The following is a 21,275-nucleotide window of genomic DNA, read 5'->3' as shown; positions in this document are numbered from 1 at the left end:
TAACCCTTGTTATTGGCAACATCAGATTGAATTCTCTGGAGCGTGGAACCATGAGCGACAATGCAACGCCAAAAGCAACCGACAGCACCACTCCTTATTTACAAATCAAAGACATCGTCAAAACCTATGGCGATAACTATGCCGTAGACCATGTCAACCTCACCATCAAGCAACATGAAATTTTTGCTTTATTGGGTAGCTCAGGCAGCGGTAAATCAACTTTACTGCGCATGTTGGCCGGTATGGAAACGCCTACGCAAGGACACATCATCTTAGATGGCGAAGACATCACCCACCTGCAACCTTATGACCGCCCCATCAACATGATGTTTCAAAGCTATGCCTTGTTTCCCCATATGACGGTGGAACAAAATATTGCTTTTGGCCTAAAACAAGACAAGCTGAATAAAGACGAAATTGGCGCTCGCGTTGAAGAAATGCTGCGTTTGGTTCAAATGACCAAATACGCCAAACGCAAACCTCACCAACTCTCTGGCGGACAACAGCAACGGGTGGCATTGGCACGCAGCTTGGCCAAGCGCCCTAAATTGCTGTTGTTGGATGAACCTTTAGGGGCGTTGGATAAAAAACTGCGCCAGCAAACTCAACTTGAATTGGTCAATACCTTAGAACAAGTAGGTGCTACTTGCATCATGGTAACCCATGACCAAGAAGAAGCCATGACCATGGCCACCCGTATAGCCATTATGTCAGAAGGCCAACTCAAACAAGTGGGCACACCCAGCGACATCTATGACTATCCGAATAGCCGCTTTACTGCTGAGTTCATGGGTGAAACCAACATCATTCCCGGCAAAGTGGTGGAAGACGACCCCGATCACGTGGTAATCCAATGCCCTGACTTGCAGCAGCCTGTGTATTTGGGCCATGGCATAACTGGACCGGACGATCAGCAAATTTGGCTCTCAATCCGCCCTGAAGACATCAATATCCACCAAGACAAACCGGTCAATTTAGGCGAATACAATTGGGCACAAGGCGTGGTTAAAGAAATTGCCTACTTAGGCAGTTTTGGTATTTTCCATATCCGTCTACCCTCAGGCAGAATCATCAAAAGCCAAGTACTGTCTTCCTACTGGGAACTCAATAACATTGCCCAGCCTACTTGGGATGAATCCGTGTACATCAGCTGGCCCGAAAATCAGGCCTCACCCCTCACCCGCTAATAGGGAGCTGTGTTATGAATTGGCTCAACCGCCTGAAAAATATCCGGCCAACGCAAGGACTGGTCATTGGCATACCTTATGTGTGGCTGCTCGTACTTTTTTTGGTGCCGTTTATTATCGTCCTCAAAATCAGTTTTGCAGAACAAGATGTTTCTATCCCGCCTTTTTCCCCACTCTACACAGTAGATGGCGATATGGGCCGCCTAAACATATTACTGAGCTATCAAAACTATGCCGACATTGCCAATGATTTTTGGCATTCTCTCGGGCAAATGCTCACAGGTAACCGCGGTGACAATATCTATTTGCTCACTTATTGGTTGTCGATTAAAACAGCATTCACCACCACAGTCATTTGTTTGTTGCTCGGATACCCCATTGCTTATGCCATTTCTCGCGCACCAGAAAGCATGCGTAATGGTTTGCTTTTGGCCATTATGCTGCCCTTCTGGACCTCATTTCTGCTGCGTGTCTATGCGTGGATGAGCTTGCTGGGAAAAAACGGCATCATCAACAATTACTTGCTCAAATGGGGTGTCATTAATCAGCCATTAGACATGTTTTACAATACGTTTTCGCTGAATTTGGTAATGGTTTATGCCTATCTCCCGTTTATGATTTTGCCGTTGTACACGCAACTGGTCAAAATGGATGGGCGCTTGCTTGAAGCAGCGGCAGATTTGGGCGCAGGTCCGATTAAAGCATTTTTAACCATCACTTTACCGCTCTCCAAAGCAGGCATTATTGCTGGTTCTATGCTGGTCTTCATTCCCGCAGTGGGTGAATTTGTGATTCCAGAGTTAGTGGGTGGGCCTGAAAACCTGATGATTGGTAAAGTCTTGTGGCAAGCATTCTTTGACCAGAATAACTGGCCACTGGCATCGGCAGTCGCCGTTATCATGGTGCTGTTGCTGGTGATTCCCATCGCCTTTTTCCACCGCTACGAAAACCGCGAAATTGGAGGCAGCAACCATGCATAAACAAAAAATGTCTTGGTTCTTAAGAACCATGCTGTTTTTGGGACTGGCTTTCCTGTATATCCCGCTGGTGATTTTGGTGGTGTATTCATTCAATGATTCTCGGCTGGTCACTGTATGGGGTGGTTTCTCTACCAAATGGTATGGTCAACTGATGCAAAATGAGGTGATTTTGGAAGCCGCCTGGCTATCCATCCGTATCGCATTATGCTCAGCCGCCGCCGCAGTTGTTTTGGGGGTTATGGCAGGGTATGCGCTGGCCCGCATCAAACGCTTCAAAGGCAGCTCATTGTTTGCTGGCATGGTATCCGCGCCCATGGTAATGCCGGATGTGATTACCGGCCTGTCCATGCTATTATTGATTATCCAAGTACAAATGTTGTTGCAAAATAGCGTGCTTCATTTTTTGTATTTTGACCGAGGCTTCTTCACCATTTGGTTGGGCCACACCACACTGTGCATGGCTTATGTTACGGTGGTAATTCGCTCTCGACTCTCAGAATTGGATCAATCGTTGGAAGAGGCTGCCAAAGACTTAGGCGCCAAACCACTGAAGATATTTTTCCTGATCACATTGCCGCTTATCGCACCGGCCATAGCGTCTGGCTTTTTGTTGTCGATTACCTTGTCACTAGATGATTTGGTCATCACGTCATTCTTATCTGGCCCCGGCTCCTCTACCTTACCGATGGTGATTTTCTCAAAAATCAAACTGGGCTTGGATCCTCAAATGAATGTATTGGCCACCATCATCATTGCTTTGGTAGGCTCGTTGGTGATTGCCATCAACTACCTAATGATGCGACAAACCACCAAACGCGAACGCGAAATGGCTGAAGCCTATCGCAGTAATAGCACCACAACCAACAGCCCACGCGCCTAATCTGCACCGGTAGCAGGCAACTTTCCTGCTTACCGGTGTTGACCACCCCTCTTGGCGTGCCGCACACCAGCTATTAATGCAACAGCCATTACGTGCGGCTGCCTGAAAAACCAAAGGCCTGCCCATGTTACCTAACCCTGATTTTCAAGAGCACGTAGCGTCTTACTATTCAGCCACCCGTAATGACACCACCACCTATCCCGCCCTCAGCGGCAACACCAAAGTAGACACTTGCGTCATTGGTGGTGGCTTAGCTGGCGTAGGCACCGCACTACCACTGGCAAAGGCAGGAAAAAGTGTCGCGCTGATTGAGGCAGCACGCATCGGCTATGGTGCATCTGGACGTAATGGCGGCCAAGTTATCTATGGCTGGGCCGCAGAAATGAGTGCCATTGCTCATGATATCGGCATTCAGGCAGCCCAATCCTTGTGGAATTGGAGTGTAGAAGCTGTTGAGCTAATTGACGCGCAAGTGCATCAATATGGCATTAACTGCGACTGGCAACGTGGCTATGCCCATGCGGCTGTTAGACCCCGCCACCTAAAAGAGCTGCAAGAATGGCAACAAGAAGCACGGGCTATTTATGGTTATGACGGCTACCAGCTGTGGGACCAAGCACAATTACAACAAGCGTTGTCCAGTGATCGTTATGTAGGCGCACTGTTTGATCATGACTCTGGGCATATCCACCCACTCAACTATTTGCTGGGCTTAAGTCGAGCAGCACAAGCTGCTGGCGCCACCTTATACGAGCACACCCCCATGCACGATATCCTGCCACACCAAGGCGGTTACCGCGTGTTCACGCCTCAAGGCTATATTGATGCGCAAAATGTGGTGGTGGCCGTCAATGCATTTACCCAAAGTCTGAAACCTGCGCTGTTGCGGCCATTACAGGCCAAAATTTTGCCGGTAGGCACCTACATCATTGCCACTGAGCCGTTGGGTGAGCAGGCGCAAGCACTGATACGCAATAATATGGCAGTATGCGATACCCGCTTTGTTCTGGATTACTACCGCTTAAGCGGTGATGGCCGGCTTCTTTTTGGTGGTAAGGTCAACTATGCGGGACGCGAGCCCACCCAAGAACAATTGATTGCCGGCATGCGCCGAGACATGCTTAAAGTTTTTCCACAACTGACTGAGGCCAAAATAGATTTTGCTTGGGGCGGTGATGTGGACATTACCATGAACCGAGCACCCCACTTTGGTCGATTGGCACCCAATTTATATTTTATGCAGGGCTTTTCTGGCCACGGCGTTGCTGCCACTGGACTGGGTGGCCTGGTCACGGCAGAGGCCATTTTGGGAGACGATAGCCGCTTACGCGTTTTTGAGCTGCTCCATCACCGCAATTTCCCAGGCGGGCCTTATCTGCGTTTGCCTAGCCAGTGGTTGGGCGTGGGTTATTATCGGCTTAAAGATTTATTGCCTTAGATCGCCATAAACCTCATTTGCCGTTTATACTCCACTTTTTGAGCAGCAAGCCCATGACGCGCTGGCTTTGCTCGATTATCGTTACTCCGTTATTCATGCCCATGTCACTCACACCAGAAGAATACCAGCAACAGTTAAGCTTCCTCGCTGCACAACAACAGCAAACCATTGCCTCACATATTCTACCGAATCAAGAAAAAATATGGATACGCAAGGCTGGGCCGACCAATGCCTTGTGGCGCTATCGGCTGATGCATTTGGTATCCGAAATGTCGGGCTTAAAGCCACTTACGCCCATACCCAACCCTGGCGGCGTGGCCATGATTGCCACAGAGATCAAACGCATTCGCGAACTACATAACGCCGGCGTTTTGGTCCCCACAATTTTAGCTGAGCAGAATAATGCTTTAATGACTCGTTCTTTGGGGAAACGAAATTTACTCAAACACTGGCGCAAAGTGGGCCAAACCCCGTCGGAGTTATTACAGGCATGGCAATTGGGTTTGAATGCCATCGCTGACGTACACGCCAAAAAACAATACTTGAGCCAAGCCTTTGCCCGTAACATGATGTATGTCAATGACACCACAATTGGCTTTATTGACTTTGAAGATGACCCAGGAACCTTGCTGTCGTTACCGTTGTGCCATGCTCGTGACTGGCTCAGTTACCTGCAATCGGGCGCCAATATCATGGAAAGTGCCGGCGTCAAAACCGAAGCACATGCGCTGTGGATGCAAACCTTGGATAAGGTTCCTGCTGACGTCCGCCTAGCAGTACAACAAGTGATGCGCAAATTACGCTTACTCAAGCATTTCAATGCCCCCTGGATGGGGAAAGATACGTTGCGCCTGAGTGCCATGGCGAGATTTGGTTAAAATAGAAAATAGCGATAACCCAGTCATGCGCATCGCTATTTTTTGCTTGAATAATCACAAAGCCTGAGAACAATTGGCAATCAAGGTTTTGAGAGCCTCGGGATCCAAAAGCTGAATGTGTTTATGGTCAACCTTAATCCAACCTTCTTGCTGGAATTTTGATAAAGTTCGACTCACTGTTTCCAGTTTAAGGCCTAAATAACTGCCTATTTCTTCACGCGACATGCGTAGAATAAAATCATTGGCTGCGAATCCTCGCTGATTCAATCGTTGAGATAAATTGATCAAAAAAGCAGCCAATCGTTCCTCAGCACGCATATTGCCCAACATCAGCATAATGCCTTGATCACGTACGATCTCTTGGCTCATTAATTTATAAAAATGGGTTTGTAATGAGGGAAAGCGCTCTCCCGCTTCTTCCAAATTACCAAATGGCAATTCACACACCTCACTGTCTTCTAGGGCAATGCCATGACAGCTGTGGGTATGGCTGCAAATGCCATCCATGCCCAGTAATTCACCAGACATGAAAAAACCCGTCACCTGATCACGGCCATCTTGGCTCATTACAGTGGTTTTAAAAAAACCAGTGCGTACGGCGAATAAAGACGTAAACGCTTCACCTGCGCGGAACAAATATTCCCCTTTTTTCAAACGGCGGCTTTGACGGATAACCGCATCCAATTGCGCCATTTCATTGCCATTGAGGCCCACTGGCATACACAAAGCCTGTAGTGAGCAATTACTGCACAACTTTTGCACAGTCTCACCTTGTTTGAAAAGTTTAATCATGGTGTGCTTACACGTTATCTGTTATTAAATGCATCATGTGCCGTGTCATTGATACACATCAACACCAATTTCGCGCATAAGCGCCATACTGATGCTATAAAACCAATTGAAAACCCCTTGACCATAAATGGCATGGTCGAATCGTTGTTGTTTTCATTTTTTGATTATAATCAAAGAAAGCCAAGTTTAACATAGTTTGGCGGCTGAACAGATGATTACAATAGCCATTTGGCCGACCTTGGGTCTACACACACGGTCACACCATGAATCATCCTCATTTTAATATCGATTTCGACCGCCAACTCATTGCTTCGCTTCCTGCATTCGGCCCACGCTACACCTCTTATCCGACAGCTGACCGTTTTTACTCCGAATTTGGCCCGGCCAATTTTCAGGCAGCCATACAACATCATGGCGGGCAAACGCCTTTGTCTTTGTATGTACATGTTCCTTTTTGTAACACCATTTGCTATTACTGCGGCTGCAATAAGGTCATCACCAAAGACCATAGCCGCGCCGACCGCTATCTAGACTACTTAGACAAAGAACTGGATTTGGTGGCCGCCAACTGGACAGGGAAACCCCTGTTGGCTCAGTTACACTTTGGTGGTGGCACCCCAACATTTCTTAGTGATGCACAATTAACACGGGTGTTCGACAGTATCCGTGCTCATTTCACCTTATCCGAGGATGGGGAATATTCGATCGAAATTGACCCCCGCAAGGTTAGCCGTGAACGCATCCTAACCTTAGGCAAACTCGGCTTGAACCGCATGAGTGTTGGCATACAAGATTTTGATGCTAAAGTACAAAAAGCAGTCAACCGTGTGCAAAGTGAAGCAGAAACAAGCATAGTCATCGACGCAGCCCGTGAAGCTGGTTTCAAGTCGGTTAGTGTGGACTTAATCTACGGCCTTCCTCATCAAACGATGGCGAGCATGCACACTACCTTGAACAAAGTTTTGGCACTCCACCCAGATCGTCTCGCCGTCTACCACTATGCGCACCTGCCCCATTTATTCAAACCGCAGCGCCGCATTGATACTGAGGCTGTGCCCGACAGCGTGACCAAGCTGGATATTTTACAAGACACGGTTCAACATTTATTGGATCAAGGCTATGTGTTTATTGGCATGGACCATTTTGCCAAGCCTCAAGATGAACTGGCACAAGCATTACAACAAGGACGGCTACAACGCAATTTTCAGGGTTATTCAACCCATGCCGACTGCGACCTGGTTGCCATTGGGGTTTCCAGTATCAGCAAGATTGGACGTGTGTACAGCCAAAATGAAAAGAATTTAGATGCCTACTATGAGGCCTTGGACAACAATCATTTGCCTGTCATGCGCGGCTATGAGTTGAATGAAGATGACCTTCTCAGACGTGACATCATCCAAGATTTAATGTGTCGATTTGCCGTCAATCTGGATGATTATCAACACCGCATCAATATTGCAACGGCCGATTATTTTGCCGCGGAGTTAGCGGATTTACAACAGATGGCAAGCCGAGGTTTACTGACGTTGCAAGGACATAAGCTGGTTGTTAGCCCCAAAGGCCGTTTCCTGATTCGCAATATTGCCATGGCTTTCGATGCCCACTTACGCCATCAGCACACTCAAGCTAAATACTCGCAAACCGTTTAATTATCGGGTTATTATCAGATGATTCAGGCAACCTCAAGGCTGCCTGAATATTTTGCATCTCTACTGAATGGGATCACAACATGCGCTGTTTTTATCTAGGCGCAGATGCAGCGTCATCCGCAGCGGGCGTTGAAGCCTCTGGCGTCGCCGTAGGTACGCGGCTGATTACTTCACTTTGAATCGCATCACCGCTGCCTTCTGAGGTTACGGTGGCAGCAGGCACTGCATTTTCTAGAGCATCTGATGCAGTTTGAACTTCAGGAGTTGATTGTGCTTGTGCCGCTTTGTGTTTGTGCTGATGTGCACTCCCAGGTGCCGCCATTGCTGTACCCATCACAGCCACAATCAAACCGATACCCAATAGTTTATGGTTCATTCATCACTCCTAAGCATTCACTTTTTAAAAGAATTAGTTTTGACAACAGCTAGGGCTTAGGTTCATCGGTTTACTTGTTTTAATCCAAAAAAACAAAAACCGAGCAAAATGCTCGGTTCTTATATGGGCGTTCAAAAACACCTAGATTCTTACACCCGTTCGACTGCCAATGCCACCCCCATGCCGCCCCCCACACACAAAGTAGCCAGGCCTTTTTGTTTGCCGCTTCGCTGCATCTCATGCAGCAAAGTCACCAAAATACGGCACCCAGAAGCACCAATAGGATGGCCAAGCGCAATAGCACCACCATTGATGTTTACTTTATTCATATCCAATTTAAGCGCGCCAGCCACCCCCAAAGCTTGAGCCGCAAAAGCCTCATTGGCTTCAATGACATCCACTTCTTCCAAGTGCCAGCCTGCTTTTTCTAAGGTTTTTTGAACCGCACTCACCGGACCCATACCCATTATTGCCGGCTCCACCCCTGTGCTGGCATACCCACGCACCACTGCCATGGGCGTCAAACCCAAAGACTTGGCTTTTTCCGCCGACATCACCAACACCACCGCAGCACCATCATTGATGCCGGAAGCATTGGCCGCTGTTACCGTACCGTCTTTTTTAAAGGCTGGGCGTGGCTTACCCACGCTCTCCATCGTAGCCCCTTTTTTAATGAATTCATCGGTATCAAACACGACAGGATCACCTTTGCGCTGTGGGATGGCGACACCAATAATTTCTTCCTTAAAGTAACCCGCTGCCTGCGCGGCCTCGGCACGTTGTTGCGAGCGCAAAGCCAGCTGATCTTGCTGTGCCCGTGAAATTTGATATTGATCGGCAATGTTTTCGGCCGTGATGCCCATATGATAAGCATGATAAGCATCAGTGAGGCCGTCAAAAATCATGCTGTCAATCACTTTTCCATCGCCCATGCGCAAACCAGTACGGGCTCCTGGCAACAAATACGGAGCATTAGACATGGACTCTTGCCCACCAGCCACCACCACTTCAGCATCGCCACATTGAATTGCCTGCGCAGCCAAATGCACTGCTTTCAAGCCAGAGCCACACACCACATTGATGGTTGAACATGGTACAGAAACGGGTAATCCCGCTTTTAGTGCCGCCTGCCGAGCTGGATTTTGCCCTACCCCCGCTGTTAATACTTGGCCCAGAATCACTTCGCTAATTTCGCTGGGGTGAACACCAGTTTCATTGAGCACCGCTTCAATCACAACTTTGCCCAAATCAGGCGCTGCTACCTGAGACAGACCACCACCAAAATTACCGATAGCAGTGCGCTTCGCCGCTACAATCACCACTTCTGTCATGTTGTTCTCCTTTGTATTGTGTTGGTTGACATTGTTTGCGATGGCCAGATTAGGCAACGACTACGCCATTGCATTAGTCGATTAGAGTGTAACCGATTTGTTCTTTTTTGGCTGTTTCAACCGCCATTGAAACCAATGTGAAGATTCAGGCAACAAAAGACCATAATTGGTTTATTCTTATGGCTTGTTTGTGTTATTGACCTTGAGCTCATGCCACTATTTACAGACCAAAATCACTTTCGAGATTTTTTGTTGTATGCCTGCCGGCATGTTGATGGTGATTTACCAGAACGCGCTCGATTGGTACAAACCCTTCCACTACGCTTTCAGGCAGCCGCAGTGTTGTTGCCGTTTGATTGGCACCACGGCCAACCACAAATATGGTTAACTACGCGCAGCCAGCACTTGCGCCACCATACGGGCCAAGTGGCCTTCCCTGGTGGCAAAGCCGATGCTCAGGATGCATCTTCCGTGGCCACTGCTTTGCGTGAAACCGAAGAAGAATTGGGCGCTTCAGTCCATCAATGGGATATTATTGGCCAATTGCCTGATTGCTATGTGCCTTCTGGTTTTGTGGTGAGCCCCGTGGTGGCGATTCAAAAAGAAGGCTTGGTTTGGCAGCCTAATCCTGCCGAGGTGGATAATGTTTTTGCTGTCCCTTTGGCCTGTGCATTGAACCACCAAGCTACCGAGCTCAAACCATGTCATATCACAATCAAGCCATGACCGTATATGAATTACCCTTTGCTCAACATCATATCTGGGGTGCCACAGCCAGCATGCTGCGGCACATGGCACTCAGTTACGCGGCCTGGTCTCGATAGCCATTCAATGTGCACTCGCAACCTCGCCAAACATCATTTCACCCATTTTTTATAAGCACCATACCCCGCTTCATCCATTTCTGCATAAGGGATAAAGCGCAAGCTTGCGCCATTAATGCAATAACGCAAGCCACCACGCTCACGCGGTCCATCTGAAAATACATGCCCCAAATGCGAATCAGCATAGCGGCTGCGCACCTCGGTTCGCTGCATACCATGACTGCTGTCACGATGTGCGCGGACGACATCGACAGCCACAGGCTGACTGAAGCTGGGCCAACCACAACCAGAGTCAAACTTGTCTCGCGAACTAAATAACGGCTCGCCGCTGACCACATCGACATAGAGCCAGGTGCAAAAAGATGATCATAATCATGGCTGAATGGATATTCGGTGCCAGCCTGTTGGGTAATGCGGTATTGTTCCTCGCTGAGTTGTTGGCGCAACTGCGCGTCGGCAGGCTTGTGAAATTGCTGCACATCAAAGCCCGATGACGCTTCAGAAACTTCATGCTCTACTGGCAACGGTACATCAGCCTGTCGCAAACCGATGTGACAATAACCCTCAGGGTGCTTGATTAAATAATCCTGGTGCTCCGTTTCTGCCGGATAAAACTGCTGCAAAGGCTGGTTTTCCACGGCAATAGGCAGTTTGTGGTGCTTTTGTTCCGCTGTTAAAATCGCTCGGATCAGCATCTCATCAGCGATATCCGTGTAATACACACCACTGCGATATTGCGTACCCACATCATTGCCTTGACGGTTTACGCTAACTGGATCAACTACACGCAAAAAATAACGCAATATTTCTGTTAGGCCAATGACATCAGCGTCATAGACAACCTTCACGGTTTCAGCATGCCCCGTATGGTGATGGCACACATCCTCATACCGAGGATGCGTCGTATGCCCATTGGCATACCCACATTCGGTGGTCAATACGCCGCGAATTCGCTGAAAATAAGCCTGCAAACCCCAAAAACAGCCACCGGCCAAATAAATTACTTTTTCTTGCATGATATGATTCCTGTGCATGGTTGGCGCTCATGCTATCACCCACTGCGCCGATGGCGCAAAACACATACGCATGACGCCGGCAAAGCAGCCGATTATAATGACACAAAGATCAGGCTTGATCGTTACGCAAAAATCATCAAGCATTTCATGAATAGGGAATGGCATGAGTATTTTAACCTTGCTGCGACCGGCTCGGCCCGACGACTGCGAGCACATTTATAATGCGCATCGCTATGCCGTGCAATACACCTGTGCGCGCAAGTACAGCGGCGAAGTGCTTCAAGCTTGGCTGGCTCTGCTCAGTCCACAAAGTTACTTAGACACCATGATGGATCCACACAAAGCCTTATGGATTGTCGATTACAAAGGCCATATTCAAGGTTTTTTTCAACTTGATTTACATGAGGCCCAGCTCGATGCCTTATATGTGCACCCATTTGTGCACAATCAAGGCCTAGGTACCGCACTCTTACAACGAGCAGAAGAATTGGCCCGTGAAGCGGGTTTAGGCATGATCAAGCTCTACGCATCTGTGAATTCGGTACCTTTTTATGAAATCAATGGTTTCAGCTCCTTAGGTGAATGTGCATTACCATTGAATCAACAAATCACCGTCAATTGCCAACTCATGCGCAAATACCTCACCGACTAAGCCCATTCTCTTTACATCAAGCTGCTTGTTTCAGGCAGCCTGATGGCGTTGACACCAGAAAGAAACCACCATGCAATTTGGATTGATGATTATCGGCGATGAAATCGTTCACGGCTCCCGTGCAGACAAACATTTTTCATTCTTTAAAACCTTGCTACAAAGCAAAGGGCTGCAACTAGCTTGGGTACAATATTTACCTGACGATCGTGCGCTGCTCGTGCGTCAACTCAAGCGCAGCTTTGTCGATGGCGGGCCTGTCTTGGTGACTGGCGGTATTGGCGCCACGCCAGATGACCATACCCGCCAAGCCGCTGCCGCAGCATTGGACCGCCCTTTAGTTCGTCATCCAGACGCAATAAAAATTTTAGAAGACATCACCTTAAAACGAGGAGACACCTTAGATAGCGCGGGACATCAGCAACGTGCCAAAATGGCGGATTTCGTTGCAGGGGCAACATTGATACCCAATCCGTTTAATCACATTGCCGGATTTTCCATTCAGGAACATTATTTTTTCCCAGGCTTTCCCCAAATGGCACACCCTATGGCTGAATGGGTATTGGATCATTATTATCAGCAGACCTTCTTCCAAACCAAATACGCCCATCGCGCAGCCATTGTTGATGGATTGCCTGAATCGGCAGTTGGCCCGGTGATGGACAACATTGAAGCCAACTGGGACGGCATCAAAACATTCAGTTTGCCCACCATCCATCAGGACAACCCAGGAGAGGCACATCAACGCCACTATCGTTTGGAATTTGGCCTCAAGGCCACCGATGCAGCCTGCGCCCACATTCAAGCCGCATGGGAAGATGCACTGGCACAATTGCGCGCGCTTGGTGCTACCAGCATCCACATTCTGGAAAAAAGCAGCGAAGAATAGAGGAAAAGCCTTTTAAAATGGATGTCCGAAGCACAAATGCAGGCAATATTCAATTTTTAAAGATTCCAAACAAGATTTTTACCTGTCAACCATGCTATTCATGGCGTTATTTCATATCTTTATCGACGCTTTAGGCAAAACCACCATACTTGTCCTCCAATACATGCAAAGCGGCAAACGGTTTGCCTTTCGTGCTGCGACGCACTAAAATCGGTAACACCTTGTTTCAGGCAGCCTTCGAAATTGACTAGGCATGCTGGTACAAATAGGCCTCACTATGATGATCATAGGGGGCTGTTATTTTATCGACCCCAAAACTAAACCCAACCGCCCCGCTGACCCTGCCATTGCGTAGTGCACGCTCCGGTTACCTGGTTACACAAAGGCCACAAGTTCATCATGACAGTGCAAACCCCGACCATTTATAATTTCTCTGCTGGCCCCGCCATTCTGCCCGAATCCGTATTACGCACCGCACAAGCGGAAATGTTTGATTACAACGGCACTGGCTTTTCGGTAATGACCATGAGTCACCGCTCTGATGTATTCATGAGTATTCTCTATCATGCTGAACAAGATTTGCGCCAATTGATGGGGATTCCCGATAATTACAAGGTCCTATTTTTACAAGGTGGTGCCAGCGCCCAATTCAACATGGTGGTGATGAATTTGGCCAATGGCTTTAAACGAGTCGATTCTGTGGTGACCGGCAATTGGAGCCGCATTGCCCACAGCCAGATGGGCAAATTGTCAGATGTTGATGTCCACTTAGCGGCCCACGGCGGAGACCTGTTTAACTATACCGATTTACCTGCACCAGAAACTTGGGATGTCGACCCCAAGTCAGCTTTTGTCCATTACTGCATCAATGAAACCGTGCATGGTCTACAATACCGCGATATTCCCAAGCCCAATGACAACATGCCGCCAATCGTGTGCGACATGTCCAGCGAAATTCTATCACGCCCCATCAATGTGTCCGATTTTGGTGTGATTTATGCTGGGGCCCAAAAAAATATCGGGCCTTCGGGTGCCACTATTGTCATCATCCGTGAAGATTTATTGGATCGCTGTTCTGATCGGATACCGGATGTATGGAATTACAAAAGCCATGTAAACAAACAAGGCATGTATAACACCCCAGCTACCTACCCAATCTACATTTCTGGCTTGGTATTCCGCTGGCTGCAATCGCAAGGCGGTGTTACTCCCATGCAAACCATCAATGCCTTAAAAGCCAAGATTCTTTATGATGCCATCGACCACAGTGGTGGCTTTTACATCAATAATGTCCAACCACAAGCACGATCACAAATGAATGTGGTCTTCCACACAGCCACCCCCGAACTGGATGAATTGTTTGCCCAAGAATCCACCACGCGCGGTCTGCGCATGTTGCGTGGTTACAAAACCATGGGTGGTATGCGTGCCAGCATCTACAACGCCATGCCGTTGCAAGGCGTGGAAGCCCTGATTGATTTCATGCAAGAATTCCAACGCCGATACGGTTAAACGGTAATCCTTTTTGATTTGATGTACCACTACGTTTCAGGCAGCCCAATGGGCTGCCTGAATTTTTTAGATTCATGATGTGCTGATAACAAAACACCGCATGACAACTCACTTTTAACAACGACCATTCTTACTCAACTGAACTCGTCTTTTTATTGGCTGTATGCAATTGGATTGCCGTAACATACCGAATATCACTAATGATCCTATAAACCAAACCATAGAGTTCATCATGTCAAATGTATAGGAACATTCCTTAATTAAACGATAAGGGATCAGCCAGGTAAAACAAAAGGCTGCCTGAAAAACATCAGGCAGCCTCATTTTATTGGCTTAACACTTATTGTTGCTGGTTATCCAATTCCTTGCGGTCTTGTTCGTATTCACCCCACAAGGCATTCACGATGGCCAGCAAAATCGCAAAGCCAATACCCAAACACCAGGCAAAATACCACATGATTTAACTCCTTATTCGATGGCAGGCAGCCATTTCAGGCAGCCTGCCTAGCCTATTAGTATGCGCTGTGATCGTTTTTCTTAACAAAGTCAGTGGTGACTTTGCCGCGCATCACATGGTAACACCAGCTGGTGTACACCAAGATAATGGGCACGAAAATGATGGCAGCAACCAACATCACAGTCAGCGTCAACTGGCTGGAAGAGGCATCCCATACGGTGAGACTGGATTTCAAATCGCTGGAAGACGGCATCAAGAACGGGAACAAAGCCACGCCTGCAGTCCCAATCACGCCAGCCAAACCCACAGCTGAGGACCAGAAAGCCACAAAAGTTTTACCGGCTTTGGCCAGCAACCATGCACCAATCAAGCCCAAATAAGCCAAAACAGGGATAATGATGGTCAACGGATAGTTTTTGTAGTTTTGCAGCCAAGCGCCCGTGCCTTCAATCACTTCCTTCTTCAAAGGATCAGGATAGCCAGCCATATCATAGCTGCCAGGTACCAAAGCATAGCCGTGTATACCCAAAGCAATCCAAATACCTGCTAAAGAGAAGGTAATCAAGAACACCAACAACGCAATGCTCATGGCAGTGAATGTGCGTTTTTGAATGGCACCTTCGGTACGGTGAGCCAAATACACCCCACCGTGGAAGATAATCATCGCAGCAGAAACCACACCACACAACAAGCCAAACGGATTGAGCAAGCCCCAGAAAGAGCCGGTGTAGAAAGAGCGCAATGAATCATCAAAGTGGAATGGCACACCCAACAGCAGGTTACCAAAAGCCACACCGAAAATCACAGGCGGGATGAAGCCACCGATAAACAGCGCCCAATCCCAAGTTTTGCGCCAAGTGGGATTATTGATTTTACTGCGATAATCAAAGCCCACCGGACGGAAAAACAAGGCCCACAACACCGCCAGCATAGCCCAGTAGAATCCGGAAAATGCTGTGGCATAAACATAAGGCCATGCCGCGAAGATGGCACCACCACCCGTAATAAACCAAACTTGGTTACCATCCCAGTGCGGGCCTACGGTATTGATGACGGCGCGGCGTTCTTCGTCAGTTTTGCCCACGAATGGCAGCAAGCTACCAACGCCCATGTCGTGACCATCCATGATGGCAAAGCCAATCAAAAGGATGCCCAACAATAGCCACCAAATCAATTTCAGGAAAACATATAAATCCATGGTTCGTCCTCCTAATGTTTCGCTTCATTGGCGTAACGGCCAGTACCCATAGAACCCGGGCCCTGACGTGAGAAACGCACCATCAAGTACACTTCTACGACCAATAAAATTGTGTATAAGCCAACAAACCCGAAGATAGAACCCCACAAATCACCCACGCTCAAACTAGAGGTTGATAAATTTGTCGGCAATACCCCATAAATGGTCCAAGGCTGACGACCATATTCCGCCACAAACCAGCCTGCTTCACAAGCGATCCAAGGCAACGGCAAGCTCCAGAACGCCCATTTCAGCAACCACGGTTTATCTGCAAAATTGCCTTTCACAGAGCCCCACAAGGCGCAAACAAATAAGGCCAGCATCAAGAACCCACACAAGACCATGATGCGGAAGCTCCAGAACATCGGTGCCACACGAGGAATGGTGTCACGAGCAGCTTTGGCAATATCCAAATCAGTGGCTTTAGCAACATCAGGCACATAAGATTTCAATAACAAACCAAAACCCAAGTCTTTGCCATATTTCTGCAACGCAGCACGTGCATCAGCATTGGTACGGTCTTTGCGCAATTTTTCCAAGGCCAGCACTGCTTCTTTACCATTGGTAATGCGTACAGTGTTTTCAGCAATAATTTGGTTGATGCCCGTAATCTGTTTATCCACAGAACGCGTACCAATCAAGCCCATTACCCAAGGAATTTCAATGGCAAAGTCATTTTTACGTGCTTCTTCATTGGGGAATGCAATCAGGTTAAATGAGGCAGGCGCAGGTTTTGTATCCCACATGGCTTCCATCGTCGCCAATTTGGTTTTTTGTGCTTCACCAATGGTGTAGCCCGCTTCGTCGCCCAAAACAATCACAGACAACACAGAGGCCATACCAAAAGCCGCAGCAATGCGGAAGCTTTTCTTGGCAAAGTCCAAATCCTGTTTCTTCAGGATGTACCAAGCAGAAATCGCCATCACAAAGATAGAGCCTGTCACATAGCCAGCAGATACGGTGTGCACAAATTTCTCTTGTGCCACAGGATTAAAGATCAGTTCAGAGAAACTGGTCATTTCCATGCGCATGGTTTCGAAATTAAATTCAGAACCCACCGGATGCTGCATCCAGCCATTGGCCACCAAAATCCACAAAGCAGATAAATTGGTACCCAGCGCCATCAGAATGGTCACCACCAAATGGCCTTTGCGGGACAAACGATCCCAACCAAAGAAGAACAAACCAATAAAGGTTGATTCCAAGAAAAAGGCCATCAAACCTTCAATGGCCAACGGGGCACCAAAAATATCGCCCACATAGTGTGAGTAATACGCCCAGTTGGTACCAAACTGGAACTCCATAGTTATGCCTGTGGTCACACCCAGCGCAAAGTTAATCCCAAACAACTTGCCCCAAAAACGGGTCATGTCTTTATAGATTTGATTGCCTGTGAGCACATAAACTGACTCCATGATGACCAAAAGCCAAGTCATCCCGATAGTCAGAGGCACAAAAAGAAAGTGATAAAGCGCGGTTAGAGCAAACTGCAATCGCGACAGTTCCACTAGATCCATGGCTTCGACTCCTATTGTGTTAAATAAACTCCGCTTGCGCGGCCCACAATCAACAAACGCATACTCAAAACCAAAATGCCCTGCTGATTGACGCGCCAACCTCGGCGCTTTCCCCACGGCCTTAAGACCGCTGCCCTCACACCCAAAACATCCAACATGAGCACAACAGATTGTCAGGCCATTGTTTTGTTTTCATTGATGAGCTTGAAAGCGAGCAAGATATCAGCCAAACAGCAGTGATATCTTGCATGACAGAATGATACGCTGCCCCCTCACGAATGAATAGTTTCGTTGAAGTTTACATGAGCTAAATCAATATTTACCTGCTTTGACTTTTGCCAAGGTGAAACTTGGTGGCTAACCACCACCAAAATACCGTGCTGCTGATGGCTCTCCAATGCACTCGCCACCAACCCTATGGTAGCGGCATCCAAACCTGCGAAAGGCTCATCCAGCAGCATTAATGGGTAGGGTTTCAGCAGTAACCGAGCTAACGCAATGCGGCGCGCCTGTCCACCGGAAACCGCTGATCCATATTCCCCTAAAGGCGTTTCTAAGCCAAGAGGCTGAGCCTGAGCCCAATCGGCCAAGCCCACTTGAACCAGCACTGACCACAACTCTTCCTCAGTGGCATCATGCTTCCCCAAACGCAAATTCTGCGATAAGGTCAAATCAAAAATATCCAGCTGTTGCGCCAAATAAGCAATTTTGCCTTGCCAATCCCAGTGCGCATAAGGTTGCTGATTAACCATTAGGCTGCCTGAAAGCGGTTCCAACTCACCAGCCAAAACCGACAGCAAGGTCGATTTACCCGCACCAGAAGGACCTGTAACCACCAATATATCGCCGTTTTCCAAATCAAAATCAACCTGTTCAACACCGTTTAGCGCACCGGGCAAGCGCGCACTCAAATGATGTGCTTGCAAATGCAACGCCTGTGGCAACTGCATTGGAACTGTGTTTGCAATCTCTGTCTCATGAGGAACCAACGCATTGAGCCGTGTACAGGCAGCCTTACTCAACCCATACGCCGTCATTTGCATGCCCAACACCAACACCAATTCACTAAAACCAAATAAAGCCAACAATAAAGCCAACAGCATGGCCACAGACATATTGTGGGCCGATACCGCCAACCCACCCTGCCACAACAAAATCCCCCACGCCACCACCAAGCACAACTGCTGAGCCAGCACCACCGCACCACTCATTTGCTGCTGCTGCAATAAGCCTGATACATAACGCGCGTCTTGTCGCCGAAAATCGGCTTCAAACCGCCCCCATTGACGCCATTGCAGCAAAGCTGTGAGCGCGGAAAGCGGACGCAATAAAGCCAAACGCCGCTGTTCTGCTTCCTCGGTCTGATGATTGGCCCACGCTTGACCATGACGGCCGGCCCAACTAGGCAGCACCGCTGTGGCCAACAATAAAGGCAGCAATATCCACAAAGCTAAACCCACGCCACCAGCCAAGGCCGCCACCAACACAATGACCAACAGCATAACCACAGCCCATAACCAAGGCAAAACCACGCTCAACGGCCAAGCATTCAGCAAATCAATGTCGCTGGTTAGCCGATGCATTTGCCGCATGGATGCAGTCTGTGCAGAAGGGGTTGCGGCAAGCCGCGCAAACAGGCTACTGCGCAAATCCGCCAGCAGCGCCAATACTGCATTATGAGAAGCCAACCGCTCACCATAGCGCCCAGCAGTTCGCACAATGGCAAATAACCGAATGATGGCCGCAGGGCCAAAATAATTGAATGTAAAGGCGCTGCCCAAACTCACCATTCCGGCCAAACCGGCAGCGGTGATAAACCAGCCCGACAAAGCCAGCAAGCCTATTGTGGCAATAGCAGTAGCCATACCCAACAACCACGCCAGCACCCAAGCTTCACGGCGACTGTCCAGTAAGTGGCGTAAACTTAAACGCCCGTTTTGCCACAGAGCGTCGGCTAATCTCGTTTTCATGCTGAGGCTCCCTGAAAAGATGCTAAGGCAGGTAAATGAATGACGCGATCGAGCCACGTAACATACTGGGTATCATGGCTCACCATCAAGACCGTTTTACCCACACTCAAGCGCGCCAATAGTTGCTGAATGTCGGCAGCGGTTTGCCCATCCAAATGCGCCGTGGGTTCATCCAGCAACCACAATGGCGATTGGCGCAGCAACAGTTGCGCCACAGCCAAACGCTGTAATTGACCGCCCGACAATCCTTGCCCACGCTCACCCAAATGCGTATGGATGCCTTCAGGCAACCGAGACACCAAATGCCATAATTCCACTTGCTGCAACACCGCAATCAACTCAGCATCGGAGGCTTCTGGCTTAGGCAAACGTAGATTTTCGGCAATACTGCCCGGCAACAATGGGGGTGTTTGCGCCAAATAGCCAACGTGTTCCCGCAATTGCGTCAAATTTAAATCCGCATAATCCAGGTCATTAAGACGAATGCACCCCCCATAGGGCGTAAAGCCCAGCAAAGCCTGTAATAAACTGGACTTACCACTGCCACTTTCACCTGCCAACAACAATTTCTCCCCCGCTGCCACGGTAAAACTGGTTTCAGGCAAGCGGATGCGCCCCCCTTCTCCATCAATACAGACGTGTTCCAGTCGCAGTGTCGGCGCTTGTGTCAATGCCAGCACTTGCCCGCCCTCGGTGACTTGAGTACCAGCATCCAGAAGCGGCATCAGTGCCGTTATGGCCGCTTCAGCTTTGGCTTTATCATGGTAATCGGCACCCAGCTGGCGCAAAGGCGCATAAAATTCTGGGGCCAACAACAAAATAAATAAAGCCCCTGATAAGGCACGGGCACGCGCCCAAGCGCCCACGGCAACACCCCCAACAAACCCAATCCTAAATACACCGCCACCAAGGCGATTGCCAATGAAGCAAACAATTCCAGCACGGCCGTCGACAAAAAAGCCAAACCCAATACTTTCATCGTACGCTGGCGATAATCCAACGCAGCCATGTCTACCGCTTGTTGTGCTTGATCCACAGCACCCAAACGACGCAATGTTGGCAAGCCACGTAGCAAATCCAAAAAGCGCCCGCTCAATTGGGCCAGAGCCGATAATTGTGCGCGATTTTTTCGCGCTGCAGCATCACCCAAAAAAATCATAAAAATCGGCACCAACGGAGCTGTACACAGCAATAAAGCCGCAGCCAAAGGGCTGTAATAAAAAGCAGCCACAGCCACCAACATTGGCATCAGTGCCGCCAATTTTTGCTGGACCACATAGCGGCTAATGTAACCATCAATCGCATCCACTTGGTCCAATACTTGGCTGGATAAAGCGCCATCACTGCCGAAATAACGTCGTGCGGGGCCAAGCTTGGCCAGCGCCGCTAACAGTCGTTGGCGTAAATCTGTGCGTACTTGCACGCTCACGCGCAACAAACGGCGCTCTTTGAAATAATTCAATAATGGCCGCAACAACCAGCACACGGCCAACCACGGTAGCCATTGCCACAATAGCGGCAATATGGGGGCCCCCTGTAACCATGCAGCAAAGAGTTTGGCCAGCAATGCACTTTGCACGATAATCAACACCGCCCCAGCAAGCGCCAAATACCATGCCCCGCCCAAAGCACGGCGATAAGGATGCAGTAGGGTGCGCAAAGATTGCTTGAGTGATTGATTGGCGTTCATACA

Annotated in this window: 19 protein-coding genes and 1 pseudogene; 10 read left to right on the top strand and 10 right to left on the bottom strand. The window is 48.7% G+C overall.

The window, feature by feature from the left end; translation table 11 throughout:
- The first annotated feature begins 50 nt into the window (after window positions 1-50).
- From A2F46_RS05550 to A2F46_RS05530, 5 genes are all read left to right on the top strand, one after another.
- Entirely contained in the window at window positions 51-1,187 is a 1,137-nt protein-coding gene (locus A2F46_RS05550; protein ID WP_066567751.1) for an ABC transporter ATP-binding protein, read from the top strand.
- A 14-nt stretch (window positions 1,188-1,201) separates the two neighbouring features.
- Window positions 1,202-2,167, top strand: coding sequence for an ABC transporter permease subunit (locus tag A2F46_RS05545; protein ID WP_066567749.1), 966 nt, complete (start codon window positions 1,202-1,204; stop codon window positions 2,165-2,167).
- Entirely contained in the window at window positions 2,160-3,047 is an 888-nt protein-coding gene (locus tag A2F46_RS05540) for an ABC transporter permease subunit (protein WP_066567748.1), read from the top strand. Before A2F46_RS05545 ends, A2F46_RS05540 begins: the two co-directional genes overlap by 8 nt.
- Before the next feature lie 124 nt (window positions 3,048-3,171).
- Window positions 3,172-4,485 (top strand): FAD-binding oxidoreductase, encoded by a 1,314-nt coding sequence (locus tag A2F46_RS05535; protein WP_066567739.1) that lies wholly within the window; start codon window positions 3,172-3,174, stop codon window positions 4,483-4,485.
- 53 nt (window positions 4,486-4,538) lie between these two features.
- Window positions 4,539-5,363: a hypothetical protein gene (locus A2F46_RS05530; RefSeq protein WP_156471568.1), complete on the top strand. Its 825-nt coding sequence runs from the start codon at window positions 4,539-4,541 to the stop codon at window positions 5,361-5,363.
- A gap of 54 nt (window positions 5,364-5,417) precedes the next feature.
- Here A2F46_RS05530 and fnr read toward each other — a convergent pair whose 3' ends face one another.
- Complete coding sequence (gene fnr / locus A2F46_RS05525; RefSeq protein WP_066567735.1) at window positions 5,418-6,155, bottom strand: fumarate/nitrate reduction transcriptional regulator Fnr; 738 nt, start codon at window positions 6,153-6,155, stop codon at window positions 5,418-5,420.
- Between the two features lie 263 nt (window positions 6,156-6,418).
- Here fnr and hemN point away from each other — a divergent pair, with 263 nt between their 5' ends.
- Window positions 6,419-7,804 (top strand): oxygen-independent coproporphyrinogen III oxidase, encoded by a 1,386-nt coding sequence (hemN, locus tag A2F46_RS05520; protein WP_066567732.1) that lies wholly within the window; start codon window positions 6,419-6,421, stop codon window positions 7,802-7,804.
- 91 nt (window positions 7,805-7,895) lie between these two features.
- On the opposite strand, the gene A2F46_RS05515 is transcribed toward hemN, so the two are convergent.
- Together A2F46_RS05515 and A2F46_RS05510 are read right to left on the bottom strand one after the other, a co-directional pair.
- Window positions 7,896-8,180, bottom strand: coding sequence for a hypothetical protein (locus tag A2F46_RS05515; RefSeq protein ID WP_066567730.1), 285 nt, complete (start codon window positions 8,178-8,180; stop codon window positions 7,896-7,898).
- Between the two features lie 149 nt (window positions 8,181-8,329).
- The gene (locus tag A2F46_RS05510) at window positions 8,330-9,511 is read right to left on the bottom strand and encodes an acetyl-CoA C-acetyltransferase (RefSeq protein WP_066567728.1); all 1,182 of its coding nucleotides are present in this window, start codon (window positions 9,509-9,511) and stop codon (window positions 8,330-8,332) included.
- Window positions 9,512-9,721: 210 nt separating this feature from the next.
- On the opposite strand from A2F46_RS05510, the gene A2F46_RS05505 reads away from it, so the two are divergent.
- Window positions 9,722-10,237 (top strand): CoA pyrophosphatase, encoded by a 516-nt coding sequence (locus A2F46_RS05505; RefSeq protein WP_066567726.1) that lies wholly within the window; start codon window positions 9,722-9,724, stop codon window positions 10,235-10,237.
- A 131-nt stretch (window positions 10,238-10,368) separates the two neighbouring features.
- Here the strand turns inward: A2F46_RS05505 and msrAB are convergent.
- Window positions 10,369-11,354, bottom strand: a pseudogene (msrAB, locus tag A2F46_RS05500) (bifunctional peptide-methionine (S)-S-oxide reductase MsrA/peptide-methionine (R)-S-oxide reductase MsrB); the annotation flags it as partial.
- 160 nt (window positions 11,355-11,514) lie between these two features.
- On the opposite strand from msrAB, the gene A2F46_RS05495 reads away from it, so the two are divergent.
- The 3 genes from A2F46_RS05495 (at window position 11,515) to serC (ending at window position 14,401) form a co-directional block, all read left to right on the top strand.
- Window positions 11,515-12,003: a GNAT family N-acetyltransferase gene (locus A2F46_RS05495; RefSeq protein ID WP_066567718.1), complete on the top strand. Its 489-nt coding sequence runs from the start codon at window positions 11,515-11,517 to the stop codon at window positions 12,001-12,003.
- 70 nt (window positions 12,004-12,073) lie between these two features.
- Window positions 12,074-12,889 carry a molybdopterin-binding protein gene (locus tag A2F46_RS05490; protein ID WP_066567716.1) on the top strand — a complete coding sequence of 272 codons (816 nt, stop codon included), beginning with the start codon at window positions 12,074-12,076 and terminating at the stop codon, window positions 12,887-12,889.
- 399 nt (window positions 12,890-13,288) lie between these two features.
- A complete protein-coding gene (gene serC / locus A2F46_RS05485) occupies window positions 13,289-14,401 on the top strand; it encodes a 3-phosphoserine/phosphohydroxythreonine transaminase (RefSeq protein WP_066567713.1) in 1,113 nt (370 codons plus the stop codon).
- 340 nt (window positions 14,402-14,741) lie between these two features.
- On the opposite strand, the gene cydX is transcribed toward serC, so the two are convergent.
- From cydX to A2F46_RS12495, 6 genes are all read right to left on the bottom strand, one after another.
- Window positions 14,742-14,858 carry a cytochrome bd-I oxidase subunit CydX gene (gene cydX, locus A2F46_RS12035; RefSeq protein ID WP_082783588.1) on the bottom strand — a complete coding sequence of 39 codons (117 nt, stop codon included), beginning with the start codon at window positions 14,856-14,858 and terminating at the stop codon, window positions 14,742-14,744.
- Between the two features lie 55 nt (window positions 14,859-14,913).
- Complete coding sequence (gene cydB, locus A2F46_RS05480) at window positions 14,914-16,056, bottom strand: cytochrome d ubiquinol oxidase subunit II (protein ID WP_066567708.1); 1,143 nt, start codon at window positions 16,054-16,056, stop codon at window positions 14,914-14,916.
- A gap of 11 nt (window positions 16,057-16,067) precedes the next feature.
- Window positions 16,068-17,612: a cytochrome ubiquinol oxidase subunit I gene (locus A2F46_RS05475; RefSeq protein ID WP_066567705.1), complete on the bottom strand. Its 1,545-nt coding sequence runs from the start codon at window positions 17,610-17,612 to the stop codon at window positions 16,068-16,070.
- Window positions 17,613-17,884: 272 nt separating this feature from the next.
- A complete protein-coding gene (locus tag A2F46_RS05470; RefSeq protein WP_066567702.1) occupies window positions 17,885-19,582 on the bottom strand; it encodes an amino acid ABC transporter ATP-binding/permease protein in 1,698 nt (565 codons plus the stop codon).
- The gene (locus A2F46_RS12500) at window positions 19,579-20,400 is read right to left on the bottom strand and encodes an ATP-binding cassette domain-containing protein (protein WP_197457569.1); all 822 of its coding nucleotides are present in this window, start codon (window positions 20,398-20,400) and stop codon (window positions 19,579-19,581) included. The genes A2F46_RS05470 and A2F46_RS12500 overlap by 4 nt, the downstream gene beginning before the upstream one ends.
- The gene (locus tag A2F46_RS12495) at window positions 20,316-21,272 is read right to left on the bottom strand and encodes an ABC transporter transmembrane domain-containing protein (protein WP_197457568.1); all 957 of its coding nucleotides are present in this window, start codon (window positions 21,270-21,272) and stop codon (window positions 20,316-20,318) included. The genes A2F46_RS12500 and A2F46_RS12495 overlap by 85 nt, the downstream gene beginning before the upstream one ends.
- Window positions 21,273-21,275: the final 3 nt, after the last annotated feature.

This window comes from Snodgrassella sp. CFCC 13594 (assembly GCF_001590725.1).
Taxonomy (GTDB): Bacteria; Pseudomonadota; Gammaproteobacteria; order Burkholderiales; family Neisseriaceae; genus Snodgrassella.
This window is presented reverse-complemented; position numbering and strand designations above follow the sequence as displayed.

Excerpts from the sequence above, each read along its gene's own strand:
- A2F46_RS05550 (WP_066567751.1), top strand. The coding sequence starts at position 51 with ATGAGCGACAATGCAACGCCAAAAGCAACCGACAGCACCACTCCTTAT.
- A2F46_RS05545 (WP_066567749.1), top strand. The coding sequence starts at position 1,202 with ATGAATTGGCTCAACCGCCTGAAAAATATCCGGCCAACGCAAGGACTG.
- A2F46_RS05540 (WP_066567748.1), top strand. The coding sequence starts at position 2,160 with ATGCATAAACAAAAAATGTCTTGGTTCTTAAGAACCATGCTGTTTTTG.
- A2F46_RS05535 (WP_066567739.1), top strand. The coding sequence starts at position 3,172 with ATGTTACCTAACCCTGATTTTCAAGAGCACGTAGCGTCTTACTATTCA.
- A2F46_RS05530 (WP_156471568.1), top strand. The coding sequence starts at position 4,539 with ATGACGCGCTGGCTTTGCTCGATTATCGTTACTCCGTTATTCATGCCC.
- fnr (WP_066567735.1), bottom strand. The coding sequence starts at position 6,155 with ATGATTAAACTTTTCAAACAAGGTGAGACTGTGCAAAAGTTGTGCAGT.
- hemN (WP_066567732.1), top strand. The coding sequence starts at position 6,419 with ATGAATCATCCTCATTTTAATATCGATTTCGACCGCCAACTCATTGCT.
- A2F46_RS05515 (WP_066567730.1), bottom strand. The coding sequence starts at position 8,180 with ATGAACCATAAACTATTGGGTATCGGTTTGATTGTGGCTGTGATGGGT.
- A2F46_RS05510 (WP_066567728.1), bottom strand. The coding sequence starts at position 9,511 with ATGACAGAAGTGGTGATTGTAGCGGCGAAGCGCACTGCTATCGGTAAT.
- A2F46_RS05505 (WP_066567726.1), top strand. The coding sequence starts at position 9,722 with ATGCCACTATTTACAGACCAAAATCACTTTCGAGATTTTTTGTTGTAT.
- A2F46_RS05495 (WP_066567718.1), top strand. The coding sequence starts at position 11,515 with ATGAGTATTTTAACCTTGCTGCGACCGGCTCGGCCCGACGACTGCGAG.
- A2F46_RS05490 (WP_066567716.1), top strand. The coding sequence starts at position 12,074 with ATGCAATTTGGATTGATGATTATCGGCGATGAAATCGTTCACGGCTCC.
- serC (WP_066567713.1), top strand. The coding sequence starts at position 13,289 with ATGACAGTGCAAACCCCGACCATTTATAATTTCTCTGCTGGCCCCGCC.
- cydX (WP_082783588.1), bottom strand. The coding sequence starts at position 14,858 with ATGTGGTATTTTGCCTGGTGTTTGGGTATTGGCTTTGCGATTTTGCTG.
- cydB (WP_066567708.1), bottom strand. The coding sequence starts at position 16,056 with ATGGATTTATATGTTTTCCTGAAATTGATTTGGTGGCTATTGTTGGGC.
- A2F46_RS05475 (WP_066567705.1), bottom strand. The coding sequence starts at position 17,612 with ATGGATCTAGTGGAACTGTCGCGATTGCAGTTTGCTCTAACCGCGCTT.
- A2F46_RS05470 (WP_066567702.1), bottom strand. The coding sequence starts at position 19,582 with ATGAAAACGAGATTAGCCGACGCTCTGTGGCAAAACGGGCGTTTAAGT.
- A2F46_RS12495 (WP_197457568.1), bottom strand. The coding sequence starts at position 21,272 with ATGAACGCCAATCAATCACTCAAGCAATCTTTGCGCACCCTACTGCAT.